Here is a 13625-nt window from a genome sequence, read left to right on the forward strand (position 1 = left end):
CTTCGACCCGGCCGCACCGCGCCGGCTGTCGTACGATGACCGGCGGGAGGCCCACCACCGATGACACGAGCAGCGCAGCGCGGCACCACCGGGGACCGCGTCCCGCCCCACCCCGACCTCCGCACGGTCGCGCTCCAGCAGGTGCTGGAGGCGCTCGTCGACCCCGTCCGGCGCCACATCGTCCGCGAGCTGCACGCGGCCGGCGAGGACCTCGCCTGCGGGGTGATCGAACTGCCGGTCGGCAAGTCGACGGCCACCCACCACTTCCACGTCCTGCGCGAGGCCGGCCTCATCCGCCAGTACTACGTGGGGACCTCCCGCCTCAACGCACTGCGCCGGGAGGAGTTCGAGGACGCCTTCCCGGGGCTGCTCCAGGCCGTCGTCACGGCGCCGGAGCAGCGGTGAGTCCCGCCCGGGGCCGCGCACGCACCACCCCTTAGGGTGCGAACATGACACGCCACATCACCTTCGAAGGCCCGATCAACTTCCGCGACCTGGGCGGCTACCCGACCGCCGACGGCCGGTCGGTCCGCTGGGGCCGGCTCTACCGTTCCGCGTCCCTGGGCACCCTCGTCTCCCCCGCCGACCTCGAACGGTTCCGGGCACTGGACATCGGAACGGTGATCGACCTGCGCTACCCGTGGGAGATCGCCCGCAAGGGGAGGGTCCCGGAGCTGGACGGGGTCGCGTACCACAACCTCTCGATCGAGCACCGGCCCTACGACCAGGCCGAGATCGACCCGGACGTGGATCCCTGGCGGCACCTGGCGGATCGTTTCGCCGAGGTGGCGGAGGACGGGGCGGCGGAGATCCGGGAGGTGCTGGAGGTGATCGCCGCGGCCGACCGGCCGGTGGTGTTCCACTGCGCCTCCGGCAAGGACCGCACCGGGCTGATAGGCGCACTGGTGCTCACCCTGCTCGGAGTCGACGAGGACGACGTCGCCGCGGACTTCGCGCTCACCGAGCTGGTCACCGCCCGACTGGTGGCCGACTGGCGGGCCTCCAACCCGGGGCGCGCGCTGCGCTGGCCGGCGTTCGGACGCGCTCCGGAGGAGGTGATCCGGCTGACGCTCGCGGACCTGACCGCCGCCCACGGGTCGGTGCACGCCTACGCCACCGGCAAGGTCGGGATCGACGGGGCCGTGATCGGCGGACTCCGCGCCCGGCTTCTCACGGTGTAGCCGCCCGAGGGCGGTAACTGGCCAGTACATCACCGGAACGACAATCACATAGAAAAGGAATCGCTCGGCCTTCTGTTCAAAAACGGACACCGGCGGTCGATATTGTCCGGACCGGTGCCGCGGTAGAGAATTTACGGTGAATATCGATCACGCCCTTGCCATCCCTCCTCCCCCAGACCTCGGCCCTCCGAATGGCCGGAAAAAATAGTGCTGGCCACCTGTTCGTGCACGCTAATGTCATTCCCGCGGCGGCTCGGCCGATCGGGTGACCAAGACCGTTCCGGTCGAACCTCCGCTCGTTTCTTTTTGCCTGCATGACTCCGCCCCGCACGGCGGTGTCACCGAAAAGATCGGACGGAACATGCACGCCGAGAACCGCACGCTCCTGCGCGGCGCCCTGGTGGCCGCCGCACTGATCGGGTTCGCCGGGGCCACGCCCGCCCTCGCCGAGGGCTCCTGGACGTCGCACATCGGCAAGTGGGGCCCGGGCTCGGAGTCCCGCCGCTGGGCGGACGCCGACCGGGACGACACCGTCACCACGGTCACCTTCCAGGGCTGCACCACCGACACCAACGACTTCAAGGACGCCGACCTCGCGCTCTTCAAGGACGTGTTCGGCCCGGACAAGTCCTACGGTTACCGGCTCAACCACTGCGACGGCTCCGCCTGGGGCGACCAGAGCTCCGGCGACTACTACTTCGTACTGGAGGGCGTGCGCGGTGGCGGAAAGCTCTGGGTGGACACCGTGAGCACCCGGTACTGACACACCCGGACCCGATCCGCCGCCGATCCGCCGCCGTGCCGAGGCGTGCCGACGGACGCCCCTTCCGTCGGCACAACCCGAACGCCCGGAAACACCCGGGACACCCGGAACACCACCCGGAACGACGGCCCACTTCCCCGAGCGAAATGCGTCGACCCCGCCATGGCTCTCGAATTCCACCGCATCGAATTCCAGTACAACCGAAAGGCCACCCTCTTCGCCGGTCTCGACCTGAGGATCGAGAACCGGGCCACCGTCCTGCTCGGCCCCAACGGCGCCGGGAAGTCCACGCTGATGTCCCTCGCCGCCTCCCACCTGTCCCCGCACCGGGGATCCGTCACCTGGCACGGCGTCAACCCGGCCACCGGCGGCGGCGACCGGGCCGCCTACCGGCGCGCCGTGGCCTGGTTACCCCAACAGGTCACCCCGGTCCCGGGGCTCAGCGTGCGCGAGCAGGTCGCGTACTGCGGCTGGCTGAAGGGCATGTCGCGCACCGCCGCCTGGCAGGCCTCGGCCGGCGCGCTCGCCCGGGTCGGGCTGGACCGGCTCGCCGACCGGGCCGGGCACCAGCTCTCCGGGGGCCAGCTCCGCCGGCTGGGCATCGCCGGCTGCCTGGCCCACCACAGCGAGCTGATCCTCATGGACGAGCCCACCGCCGGACTCGACCCGACCCAGCGGGCGGTGTTCCGTTCGCTGGTCGAGGAGTTGACGGAGGACGTGAGCGTCGTCGTCTCCACCCACCAGACCGAGGACCTCGCCGAGACCTACCGGCACGTGGTGGTGCTGGACCGGGGCCGGATCCGGTTCCAGGGCGGCACCGGGGAGTTCCACGCGCTCGCGGACGGCGCCGTCGTCGGTGCCGCCGACGCCACCGGCCCCGGTGCCGGGAGTGCCGCGGGCGGCGGTCCCACAGGTCGCGGCCCCGCGGGTGGCGGTGCCGCGGGCCCCGATACCGGCGTACGCGGCCCCGGCACCCCGAGCGCCGAGGCCGCGTACGCCCGCCTGATCGAACGGGAGACGTGACATGCTGCTGCGCACCGTCCTCCGGGTCTCGGCGGGCACCCGTGTGCTGCCGTTCCTGCTCGGCTTCGTCCTGGTCGCCCTCGGCGACGACCTGACCGCCTGGATCACCCCCGCCTACGGGCTCGCCGCCGCCGGCCACGCCAGCCTCGCGCTGCCGTTCGCCGGCGCCGCCTGCGCGGCCGCCGGGGCCTGGGAGGGCGGGCGACTGCACCGCGGCCGGGTCTTCGACCGCTCGCCGGTCCGGTCCCCGCTGACCATCACCGCGCCGCTGCTCCTGCCCGTCGCCGTGATGGGCGGGCTGGGCATGGTGACCGCGCTCGGCACCACCGCGGCGGCCGGCGGCACGGTGACCGGGGTGCCGCAGCCCGGTGTCCTCGCCGTCTGGGCCGGGCTCCTGCTCGCCGACACCCTGATCGGGTCGGTCGTCGGGCGGGTGCTGGCGCCGGTGGTCGCCGTCCCTCTCGCACTGGTCAGCAGCTTCGTCCTGAACGCCTACCCGGCCTCGTTCGACACCTACTGGCTGCGGCACCTGGTCGGCGGCGGCCTCGCCGACTGCTGCGCGGTGGACCAGGTCCTGGACGGCCGGGCGGTGGCGAGTTCACTGGTGTTCTCGGCCGCGGTCTGCTCGGCCGCCGTCCTGCTGATCCGGCAGCGGGGCGCGCCGATCGCCCTGGCAGCCGCGCTGGCGGTGACGGCGGCCGGCATCGGACTCGCCGCGCACCTCGCCCGCGACCTCGGCCCGGAGCCCGTCCGGACGCGGTCCGCCGCCGCCCTGGTCTGCGACCACGGCCGGCCTCGCGTCTGCCTCTGGCCCGAACTGGGCGCCGCCCGCTCGACCATGGTCCGCGCGGAGACCCGGCGACTCGCCGGCACCCTGGCCGGGCACGGTGTGCCCGTACCGGAGGCGTTCACCATGGCCGGCCGACCGGGGCCCGGCGAGGCCAAGCTGGGCGTCCCCACCGACGCCCGGGTGCAGGACGTCGCGCCCGCCGTGGTCGGCGGTCTGCTCCCCCGGGTCCCGGACTGCGCCCTGCACGGCGGCCCGTACCCGGCGGGTGCGGCGGCGGGCACGGCCGCCGCCTGGCTCGCCGCACGGGCGGGTCCGGACGGCAGCACCGTGCCGCCGTCCTCCGGCGGCCGGTTCGACGACGCGGACACCGCCCGCGCCGCGCAGCTGCTGCGGCTTCCCCGGGAGGCCCAACTCGACTGGTACCGAAGGGCCGTCGAGGCACTCGGCCGGTGCGGCGCCCCGCCGCCGGCCGTCGGACCGGGGACCACGACGGCCGGACCGGGGAGCGCCGGGGCGGGTGGCGCCCCGTGATCTGGTGGTGCAAGGCCCGTGCGGTGCCGGCCGTCACCGCCGCGCTCGCGGGCACGTTCGCCCTCGGCCTGCTGCTCGGGGACGGCGAACTGCCGGTGCCCGCGCTGCGCGGCCGGGCCGGACACTTCCTGGTCGCGCACGTGATCACCCTGATCCCGGCGGTCTTCCTGCTGTACGGGCTGGGCCGGGGTGACCTGCGGACGGAGACGGTCGCCGGGCGGTTCCTGCGCGGGTGGGACGTCGCGCTCGCCCTCGGCGTCGCCGTCACCGGCACGGCGGTCGGCGCCCTCGCGTACGCGGCCGGACAGGGCGACCTCACCCTCGTCATCGCCCGCGACACCGCCGGCTACCTCGGTCTCGCGCTGCTGCTCCACCCCCTGGTGGGCCACCGCCCCGCCGCCGCCGCGCTCGCCGTCGTCCCGCTGCTCTGCTCGGCGATCGGCTGGAACCCGGACGGCCGCCCCGAACCCTGGGCCTGGCCCCTCCACCCGGCGGGTTCGGCGTACGCGCTCGCCGACGTCGCGCTCACCGTGCTCGCCGGTACGTCCTGTGCACTGCTCCGCCGGCATCCGGTGACCGAACAACGGGTACTGGCCGTCTGAAGGACCCGCCCGACTCCGCCCGGCCCCGCTCGACCCAGCCCCTCGCCACCCCCGGAGGTATCGATCGTGCGACGTCTCGTCACCGTCTGCGGCACCCTGGCCGCAGCGGGTGCCCTCACCCTCGCCCTGCCCACCTCGGCCCTCGCCGCCCAGGGCTCGCTCGCCGTCAACGGGGCCCGCTACAAACACCCGAGCGGCTGCTACGAGGGGATCCGCACGCCGCTGACGGTCACCAACCAGACCGACGAGCCCGTCTCCGTCTTCGACGCCCCGGGCTGCGGCGGCTCGGAGATCGCCGTCGTCCTACCCGGCCGACAGGGCACCTACCCGACCGGCCGGAGCGTGTACATCGACTGACCCGGCCGCGCCGACCCGGCGCGGCCGGGTGCGACGCGGCCGGGTGCGGTGGGGCCGGGTGCGGTGGGGCCGGGTGCGGTGGGGCCGGGTGTGCGGGGCGAACAGGACGGGCGGGGTGGAACGGGTCGGACGGAACGCCGGCACGGCCTCACCGCGGGCGCGGCCTGCCCTGCTGCCCGCCGCTCCGCCCTTGACCGCCGCCTCGGCCGTCCCGGCCCTGAGCACCCTGACCGCTCCGGCCTCCCTCCCCGCCCTGGCCGCTGCGGGCACCGCCGCGCTGCCCCCCACCGCGTGGCCGACCGCCCTGCGGCCCGCGGGCGCCGCCCCGCCCGGGCGGGGCGGCGCCCGCGGCCTCCGGCCAGTGCCCCGGGCGCTCCAACGTCTCCGGCAGGCGGGTCGTCGCATCACCCCGCGCCGCGTTGAGCTGGATCTGGGTGAGGAAGAGCACCTCGGTGAGGTCGGCACCGGACAGGTCGGCGTCCCGGAGGTCCGCCCCGATCAGGTCGGCGAGCCGCAGGTCCGCGCCGGACAGGTCGGCGGCGACCATCAGGGCGCCCCGCAGGTTGGCGCCGCGCAGGTCCGCGCCGCGCAGGCGGGCGCCGAACAGGTCCGCGCCCCGGTGCTCGCGGCGGCGCGGCACGGCGGCCCGGACCAGCTCGCTCGCCTTCAGCAGCAGCTCGGCCACGCGCTGCCGGTGCGCGGGCACGTCGACCGCCAGGATCTCCTCGGGCGTGCCGGCGGCGAGCCTGCCGGTCTCCTCCAGCGCCTCGCCCAGCTCGGCGTGGACCGGACGGGCGGGGGCGAAGGTGAGCGCCTCGGTGAGGTACCGCAGCAGCTCGTGCAGCTGCCGCACCACCGGGAACACCTCGAACATCCGCGCGCCGCTCTCCGGTTCCTCCCGCCAGCTGCGCCCACCGAAGGTGACTTGCGACACGTGCTGGCCGGCCCCGAAGCAGTCGTACACCGTGCAGCCGGGGAAGCCGGTGTCGCGCAGCCGCTCGTGGATGCCGCAGGTGAAGTCGGTCTGCAGGTTGCGGCACGGGCTTCCGGCGGACTTGTTGACGGCGAAATCGCTGCCCGCGGCGAACGGCAGCGCGACGCAGCACAGCCCGAAGCAGCTCCCGCAGTCGGAGACGAGGTTGAGGCTCGGGACGGTCACGGTGCTGGTGTTCCTCCGGTCGGGTGAGGTCGTGCGCTGTAGAGCGTACCGATCCGCCGGAACCGCGGTCGGTTAGTGTGGTCGGCCGGTGTCGGTTCGGCCGGGCGAGGCGGTCAGGGCTCAAGCAGGACGGAAGCGACCCGGATCCGCTCAGGATCCGGGGGCACCGCACACGGCACGAGCAGCACCGCGCACCACAGCACACTGGAGGAATCAGGCATGTCCCGGCACGACGTGACGCCGTACCCGGACGCCCTGGACCCCGGTGACACCGCCGACGCGGGCAACACCGCCGACGCCGGGGGCCGCACGTCCGCCGACCGGTTCGCCGACCTCCGCTCCTCCCCGCGGGCCCGCACGATCGCGTTCACCGTGCTCTGCTTCGCCGTCTGCCTGGCCATCGGCGCCCAGCAGTGGACCACCGCCCAGCTGGGCGGCTTCGACCTCGGCATCTTCGACCAGGGCGTACGCGGCTACGCGCACTTCGGCCTGCCGGTCTCGACGCTGAAGAGCTACCACCACGAGTTCCCGCCCGGCTTCTCCCTCCTCGGCGATCACTTCTCCCCGGTGATCGCCCTGATGGCGCCGCTCTACTGGCTCTGGGACGACCCGCGCTCCCTCCTCCTCGGCCAGGCGCTCTGCTTCGCGGCCGGAGTGCCGCTGATCCGCCGGATCGCCGACCGCTGCTTCGCCGACGCCGACCCGCGCACCGCCCGTCGCGCCGCCGACCTCGCCGCGCTCGCGTACGGCCTGGGCTGGCCGCTGCTGGTGGCCTCGCGCGGCGGCTTCCACGAGGTGGCGTTCGCGGTGCCGCTCACGCTGCTGATGCTGGAGCGCGGGCTGGCCCGCCGTTACGGCACCGCCGCGTTCGCCGCACTGCTGCTCTGCTGCACCAAGGAGGACATGGGGCTGGCGGTCGGCGCGTACGGGCTGGTGCTGCTGCTGCGGGCCCGCCGCGACACGGAGCCGGCGCGACGCAGGCGGGCCGTCCGCTGGGGCACCGGGCTGCTGCTCGGCGGGCCGCTCGCCTCGGTGGTCGCCATCGCCTGGCTGGTCCCGGCCATGGGCGGGGTGCCCGGCTACTACTGGAACTACCAGGCGCTCGGCGAGGACGGCGGCTCGGCGGTGGCCAACGTGCTCTCCGATCCGACCCGGCTCCTCTCGGCCCTCGTCGACGCGCCGCTGAAGCCGCTGCTGCTGCTCTGGATCTTCGGCACGCTGTTCCTCCTCCCGCTGCGTTCCGCAACGATCCTCTGCGCGCTGCCGCTGCTGGCCGAGAGGGTGCTCTCCAGCAACCCGAACCACTGGTCGGTCGCCCGGCACTACGACGCGTTCCTCTGGCCGATCCTGCTGGTCGCCGCACTGGAGGTGCTGGGCCGCCACCACGACCGGGCACTGACCCGACGCCTCGGTGTGGCGGCGGCCGCCGTCACCGTAGCGGCGGCGCTGCCGCTCGGGGCGGCGAACCTGTTCGTGCCCGCCTACTGGCAGCCGAAGGCGAGCGAGGCCGCGCTGCTGCGCGGCGCGGCACGGATCCCGGACGGCGCGTCCGTCGAGGCCGACAACCAGGCGGCGCCCCGGCTGACGGCCCGGACGGACGTGGTCCTGGTGGACGAGAAGCCTCGCGGGCGCGAGTACGTGCTGATCCGCGCCGACAAGCGGTCCTTCCCGTTCCGGACCGACCGCGAGCAGGCGGCCAGGATCGACCTGCTGCTGGCGCACGGTTACCGGACGCTCTGGTCGGAGGACGGTGTCGTGCTGCTGCACCGCGAGAGCACCGAGCCGGTCCCGGGCGAGCACGTACCCGGTCCGGACTCCACCCCGTACCAGGACGAGGTGCCCTCGGACGTCGGTCACCACCTCTTCCGGGGCTGAGGGGGCACCTGCCTGCGGGTGGCCGCCTCCGGGCCGGCCGGCCGGCCGCTACGCCCCCTGAGCCTCGCGGGCCTCGAACGGCAGCAGTTCCGCGCGCTTGGGCGCGCGGCCGTCGCCGGAGGAGCGGCCGGTGAGCCTGCGGCCGACCCACGGACCCAGGTGGGTCCGGGCCCAGCGGGCGTCGGCGGCCAGCTTCTCCGTGCGGCGCGGGGGGTCGGCGGGCGCCAGCGGGGCACGCCAGTCGATTGCGGTGGGGCGGCCGAGCGCCTCCAGCACGGCCTCGGCGACCCGGCGGTGACCTTCGGGCGAGAGGTGCAGCCGGTCCTCCGACCAGAGCCGCCGGTCGTCGAAGCAGGGCGCGGAGAAGAGGTCGACCACGGCGATGCCCGGGTCCTGGGCGAGCTCGTGGACGAAGGCCTTCATCCGCAGGATGGCCGGGAGCAGGCGGGCCGAGCCGGCCATCCGCCGCGTCGGGTCGGTGCTGGTGAACAGGACGACGGTGGCGCCGGTGGCGCGCAGCTCGGTGGCGGAGCGGCCGAGCAGTTCCTCGACGCGGACGACGTCGCAGCGGGGACGCAGCACGTCGTTGAGGCCGCCGGCCAGGGTGACCAGGTCGGCGCCCATGGCGGTGGCGGTGTCGATCTGCTCGTCGTGGATCTGGCCGATGAGTTTGCCGCGGACGGCGAGGTTGGCGTACCGGAAGTCCCCGGCCGGCCGCTCGGCGGCGAGGCGCTCGGCGAGGCGGTCCGCCCAGCCCCGGTAGTGACCGTCGGGCGACAGTTCGTCGCACATGCCCTCGGTGAAGGAGTCCCCGACGGCGACGTAACTGCTGTAGGTGGTGGGCGCGTGGCGCACGGCGTTCTCCACAGTCTTCTCGATGGCCCGACGATCGTACGCGCAGCGCCCGCGCGTCCCGGGGCGGACCCCTCCCGCGACCGGACCGCGGCACGGCCGCCGCTGCCCGGTGAACGACCGCGACAAGCGGATGTCGATCCGCCGTTTATCGCCGCCCGGCAGAGTGGTGCAGGTCGGGAGGGACGGACGCCGCGAGCAGTGCGGGCCGTCTGCGCGGATCGACGGCCGGTCTCGGGGGAGCCGGGCGCCGCAGCAGCTCCCCACCGCCGGGCCGCGGGTGCGGCGCCTCCCACACGGGCGCCCCCGCGGTGCCGGGCCGTGTCCCCCCGGCCGGGCGGGCGGAACCGGAGCCACACAGGGAGGTCACCGCCCCGGCCGGGCGGGCGGACCACGCGCGGCGCCCGGAGCCCGGCGGACCCTAGCCCGCGAGCATCACTCTGTCCGCCGGTCTTCCCGAAGCCTCCGGAGCTCCGTCCGCGTCCCGGCCCGCGTCCCGTTCCCCGTCCGGAGCCGTCCCCGGATCCACCTCCCCGGTGATCCAGTGCGATCGCACCGCATCGGTCGGCCGCTGCTCGCCGAGCGCCGGGAGCCCCCAGGCTCCGAGCGCGTCGACGACCGGCCGGAGCGAGGCGCCGCGCGCGGTCAGCTCGTAGACGGTGGCGTTGGCCGGCCGCTCCAGCCGCCGCCGCTCCACCAGCCCCTCACCCTCCAACTGCTTGAGGCGCGCGGCGAGGATGTCGGTGGAGACTCCGGGCAGGTCGGCGTGCAGGTCGGTGTAGCGGCGCGGGCCGGCGAGGAGTTCACGGACGATCAGGAGGCTCCAGCGCTCCCCCACCGCGTCCAGGGCGCGGGCGACGGCGCAGTACTGGTCGTAGCTTCGGCGTGACATGTGGATCAGCATAGCCAAAAGGTTGGACTTTCCAAGTGCTTACTTGGTAGAACAAAGCAAGAAGGATCCACGCGGTGTGACGGTCGGGAGGCCGCAGATGGAGTTTCGGCAGTCCAGCAAGCTGAATGACGTGTGCTACGAGATCCGCGGCCCGGTGGTCGACCAGGCCAACGCACTGGAGGAGGCCGGGCACAGCGTGCTCCGGCTGAACACCGGCAACCCGGCCACGTTCGGCTTCGAGGCGCCCGAGGAGATCATCCAGGACATCATCCGCAACCTCCCCAACGCCCACGGCTACAGCGACTCCCGCGGCATCCTGCCCGCCCGGCGCGCCGTCGTGCAGTACTACCAGCAGCGCGGCGTCAGCGGTGTCACCGTCAACGACGTCTACCTCGGCAACGGCGTCTCCGAGCTGATCCAGATGTCCGTCACCGCACTCGTGGACGACGGCGACGAGGTGCTCGTCCCGATGCCGGACTACCCGCTCTGGACCGCCGTGATCCGGCTGGCCGGCGGCAAGGCGGTGCACTACGTCTGCGACGAGGAGGCGGAGTGGTACCCGGACCTCGACGACATCGCGTCGAAGATCACCGCCCGCACCAAGGCGATCGTCGTCATCAACCCCAACAACCCCACCGGCGCCGTCTATCCGAAGGAACTGCTGGAGGGCATCCTCGACCTCGCCCGCCGGCACCACCTGATGGTCCTCGCCGACGAGATCTACGACAAGATCCTCTACGACGGCACCGAGCACCACTGCCTGGCCGCGCTCGCCGACGACGTCCTCACCCTCACCTTCAACGGCCTCTCCAAGTCCTACCGGGTGGCCGGCTTCCGCAGCGGCTGGCTGGTCGTGTCCGGACCCAAGCAGCACGCGTCCGACTATCTGGAGGGCCTCACCATGCTCTCCGGCATGCGGCTCTGCCCCAACGTCCCGGCCCAGTACGCCGTCCAGGCCGCGCTCGGCGGCCACCAGTCCATCAACGACCTGGTCCTGCCCACCGGCCGCCTCGCCGAGCAGCGCGACGTCGCCCACAAGGCGCTCAACGAGATCCCCGGCGTCAGCTGCGTCCGCCCCAAGGGCGCGCTGTACGCGTTCGCCAAACTGGACCCCGCCGTCCACCGGATCGTCGACGACGAGCGATTCGTCCTGGACCTGCTGCTCCGCGAGAAGATCCACGTCGTCCAGGGCACCGGCTTCAACTGGCCCCGCCCGGACCACTTCCGCTTCGTCACCCTCCCCCGGGCCGACGACCTGGAGACCGCGATCAACCGGATCGGCCGCTTCCTGGCCACCTACCGCCAGACGTAACCGGGCCGCAGCCGGGCGGCCTCTCCGCATCGGCACGCCCCGGCCCCGCCCCACCCCGTTCAAGGCCCGACCCCGTTCAAGGCCCGACCCCGCGGACACCCCGGTCCGCGGGGTCGCTCGCGTGCACCCGCCGCCCCGGCGCCCGGAACCCGAGAAGGGGCGCGCAGCAGATCGCGAGGTGTGCCGACCGTTCGGGACTCCCCGAGACGTGGGCAGGGGGCTTCGGCACTGCACGACCCGTCCGGCAGGTGAGAGCCGGGGCCGGATTCAGCGCCGGGGGCCGTACATGATCACGGCGACGCCCGCGAGGCAGACCAGTGCCCCGACCACGTCGTACCGGGTCGGCCGGAAGCCGTCCACCGCCATTCCCCAGAGCAGCGAGCCGGCCACGAACACCCCGCCGTACGCGGCCAGCACCCGACCGAAGTTTCCGTCCGGCTGCAGGGTCGCCACAAAGCCGTAGGCACCGAGCGCGACGACGCCCGCCCCGATCCACGCCCACCCGCGGTGCTCACGCACCCCCTGCCAGACCATCCACGCGCCCCCGATCTCCAGGAGGGCGGCGAGGACGAACAGGAGGGCGGAGCGCAGGACGGTCATGATCCGAGAGCCTACGACGCGCCCCCGGACCCCGGCGCGGTCGCCGTCCCGGCCCTCGCCGACGGAACGCCCGGCCGCGCCCTCCCGGGCACCTGGCAGGATCGCCCCCATGGCCCGGATCCTGATCTACCGTCGCAACCTCCGCTTCCCGCACGCCTCGGCACTGGACGGCACCCGCGCGCTGCACGAGCTGGGCGAACGGCACGGCTTCACCGCCGACGCCACCGAGGACCCGGCCGTCTTCCGGCCGGACGCCCTGCGCCGGTACGCGGCCGTGGTCTTCCTCTCCACGGGCGGCGAGGTGCTCGACGAGGCCGGGCAGGACGCGCTGCGCGCCCACCTGACCGCCGGCCACGGCTGGCTGGGCGTGCACGCGGCCTCCACCACCGCGTACGGGTGGCCCTGGTTCGAGGGCCTGGTCGGCGCCCGCTTCGACCGGCACCCGCCGATCCAGCCCGCCGTCGTCCGGGTCGCCGACGCCGACCACCCGTCCACCGCGCATCTCCCGGCCCGCTGGGACTGGACCGACGAGTGGTACGACTTCCGCTCCGACCCGCGCGAAGGCGGCGCCCGGGTCCTGCTCACCGTCGACGAGGCCGACTACCGGGGCGCCTCGATGGGGTCGGCCGACCGGCACCCGATCGCCTGGTGCGGCGAGCACGACGGCGTCCCCACCTTCTACACCTCCCTCGGCCACGCGCCCGAGGCGTACACGGACCCGGCCTTCCGCGCCCACCTGCTCGGGGGCCTGCGGCACGTCCTCGTCTGAGGGCGGGCCGGACATGGCGGACCCGCCCGGAGCACGGGGCTCCGGGCGGGTCCGGCATTCCGACAGTCAGACGCTCCTGCGTCGTCGGGTTCCCGGGTCCCGGGTTCCCGGCTTCCTCGGTTCCTAGCAGTCGTCGTCGTGCTTCTTGTTGGTCAGCACGACGGTGACGCAGTCGTCCTCGTCGACCGTGTAGGGGCAGGTCACCGGGTCACGCGGAAGGTCGTAGCCCGGAGGCGCGACAGTCTCCCGCAGGTAGTACTGGCCCGCCGACAGGTGCCTGAAGTCACACCCGCCGTCGGCGCTGGTGGTGCAGGACGCACCCGAGCGGGTGTCGGGGTTGGGCCCACCGGTCTGCAGACCGGGGATGCCGTTGGTCTCCTTCCACAGCTCGAACACGGCGCCGGCCAGCGGCCTGCCCGACTTGTCGTCCTTCTTGGTGAGGTGGATCGAGCCGTCGGCCGGCGGCTTCGGCGACGGGCAGTCGCGCGCCGTGATCTGGACGCCCTCGGACGCGTTCTGCGCCGTCAGGACCAGCGGACCGAAGACCGGCAGGGACGGCAGCTGGTACCCGGGCGGGGCAGCGGTCTCACGCCAGTAGTACCCGCCGACCTCCACCGTCCGTCGGCAGAGGCCGTCGGCGCCGGTGGTGCACGGGGCGCCGACCTGGGTGTCGGGGTTCACGCCGGTCGTCTGCAGACCGGGGATGCCGTTGGTCTCCTTCCACAGCTCGAACACCGCACCGGCCAGGACCGCGCCCGTGTTCGCGTCCTTCTTCAGGACCCGCACCTCACCCGTCACCGGGGGCTGCGGCAGATCAGCAGCCGTCACCTGCACACCGGCCGAAGCATTCGCCGGAGTCAGAACCAACGGACCGAACACCGGCGAAGCAGGCAACTGATACCCGGGCGGGGCAGCCGTC

General features: G+C 73.9%; 13 protein-coding genes and 2 pseudogenes. 10 read left to right on the forward strand and 5 right to left on the reverse strand.

Annotation, left to right across the window (positions count from 1 at the left end; genetic code table 11):
* Positions 1 to 60: 60 nt before the first annotated feature.
* The 7 genes from PUR56_RS05810 to PUR56_RS05840 all read left to right on the forward strand — a co-directional run bounded on the left by PUR56_RS05810 (position 61) and on the right by PUR56_RS05840 (position 5247).
* The gene (locus PUR56_RS05810; protein WP_329948112.1) at positions 61 to 405 is read left to right on the forward strand and encodes an ArsR/SmtB family transcription factor; all 345 of its coding nucleotides are present in this window, start codon (positions 61 to 63) and stop codon (positions 403 to 405) included.
* Positions 406 to 449: 44 nt separating this feature from the next.
* A complete protein-coding gene (locus PUR56_RS05815; protein ID WP_329948113.1) occupies positions 450 to 1181 on the forward strand; it encodes a tyrosine-protein phosphatase in 732 nt (243 codons plus the stop codon).
* A 361-nt stretch (positions 1182 to 1542) separates the two neighbouring features.
* Positions 1543 to 1944, forward strand: coding sequence for a hypothetical protein (locus tag PUR56_RS05820; protein ID WP_329879404.1), 402 nt, complete (start codon positions 1543 to 1545; stop codon positions 1942 to 1944).
* A gap of 162 nt (positions 1945 to 2106) precedes the next feature.
* Positions 2107 to 2967 carry an ATP-binding cassette domain-containing protein gene (locus PUR56_RS05825; RefSeq protein WP_329948114.1) on the forward strand — a complete coding sequence of 287 codons (861 nt, stop codon included), beginning with the start codon at positions 2107 to 2109 and terminating at the stop codon, positions 2965 to 2967.
* Between the two features lies 1 nt (position 2968).
* On the forward strand, positions 2969 to 4288 hold the full coding sequence (locus PUR56_RS05830; protein ID WP_329948115.1) for a DUF7224 domain-containing protein: 1320 nt from the start codon (positions 2969 to 2971) through the stop codon (positions 4286 to 4288).
* Complete coding sequence (locus PUR56_RS05835; RefSeq protein ID WP_329948116.1) at positions 4285 to 4890, forward strand: hypothetical protein; 606 nt, start codon at positions 4285 to 4287, stop codon at positions 4888 to 4890. Before PUR56_RS05830 ends, PUR56_RS05835 begins: the two co-directional genes overlap by 4 nt.
* A 66-nt stretch (positions 4891 to 4956) precedes the next feature.
* Entirely contained in the window at positions 4957 to 5247 is a 291-nt protein-coding gene (locus PUR56_RS05840) for a hypothetical protein (RefSeq protein WP_329948117.1), read from the forward strand.
* A 358-nt stretch (positions 5248 to 5605) separates the two neighbouring features.
* Here PUR56_RS05840 and PUR56_RS05845 read toward each other — a convergent pair.
* Positions 5606 to 6406, reverse strand: a pseudogene (locus tag PUR56_RS05845) (pentapeptide repeat-containing protein); the annotation flags it as partial.
* 219 nt (positions 6407 to 6625) lie between these two features.
* On the opposite strand from PUR56_RS05845, the gene PUR56_RS05850 reads away from it, so the two are divergent.
* On the forward strand, positions 6626 to 8281 hold the full coding sequence (locus tag PUR56_RS05850) for a DUF2079 domain-containing protein (RefSeq protein WP_329948118.1): 1656 nt from the start codon (positions 6626 to 6628) through the stop codon (positions 8279 to 8281).
* A gap of 48 nt (positions 8282 to 8329) precedes the next feature.
* Here the strand turns inward: PUR56_RS05850 and PUR56_RS05855 are convergent, their stop codons facing one another.
* On the reverse strand, positions 8330 to 9136 hold the full coding sequence (locus tag PUR56_RS05855; protein WP_329948119.1) for an SGNH/GDSL hydrolase family protein: 807 nt from the start codon (positions 9134 to 9136) through the stop codon (positions 8330 to 8332).
* 538 nt (positions 9137 to 9674) lie between these two features.
* A pseudogene (locus PUR56_RS05860) lies at positions 9675 to 10025 on the reverse strand (winged helix-turn-helix transcriptional regulator); the annotation flags it as partial.
* 97 nt (positions 10026 to 10122) lie between these two features.
* Here PUR56_RS05860 and PUR56_RS05865 point away from each other — a divergent pair.
* Positions 10123 to 11337, forward strand: coding sequence for a pyridoxal phosphate-dependent aminotransferase (locus tag PUR56_RS05865; protein WP_329879412.1), 1215 nt, complete (start codon positions 10123 to 10125; stop codon positions 11335 to 11337).
* 267 nt (positions 11338 to 11604) lie between these two features.
* Here PUR56_RS05865 and PUR56_RS05870 read toward each other — a convergent pair whose 3' ends face one another.
* Entirely contained in the window at positions 11605 to 11937 is a 333-nt protein-coding gene (locus PUR56_RS05870; RefSeq protein WP_329879413.1) for a YnfA family protein, read from the reverse strand.
* A gap of 109 nt (positions 11938 to 12046) precedes the next feature.
* Between PUR56_RS05870 and PUR56_RS05875 the strand changes: the two genes are divergently transcribed.
* Positions 12047 to 12706 (forward strand): ThuA domain-containing protein, encoded by a 660-nt coding sequence (locus tag PUR56_RS05875; protein ID WP_329948120.1) that lies wholly within the window; start codon positions 12047 to 12049, stop codon positions 12704 to 12706.
* Between the two features lie 123 nt (positions 12707 to 12829).
* Here PUR56_RS05875 and PUR56_RS05880 read toward each other — a convergent pair whose 3' ends face one another.
* Entirely contained in the window at positions 12830 to 13534 is a 705-nt protein-coding gene (locus PUR56_RS05880; protein WP_329948121.1) for an MSCRAMM family protein, read from the reverse strand.
* Positions 13535 to 13625 lie beyond the last annotated feature (91 nt).

It is taken from the genome of Streptomyces sp. BE303 (assembly GCF_036290945.1).
Taxonomy (GTDB): domain Bacteria; phylum Actinomycetota; class Actinomycetes; order Streptomycetales; family Streptomycetaceae; genus Kitasatospora.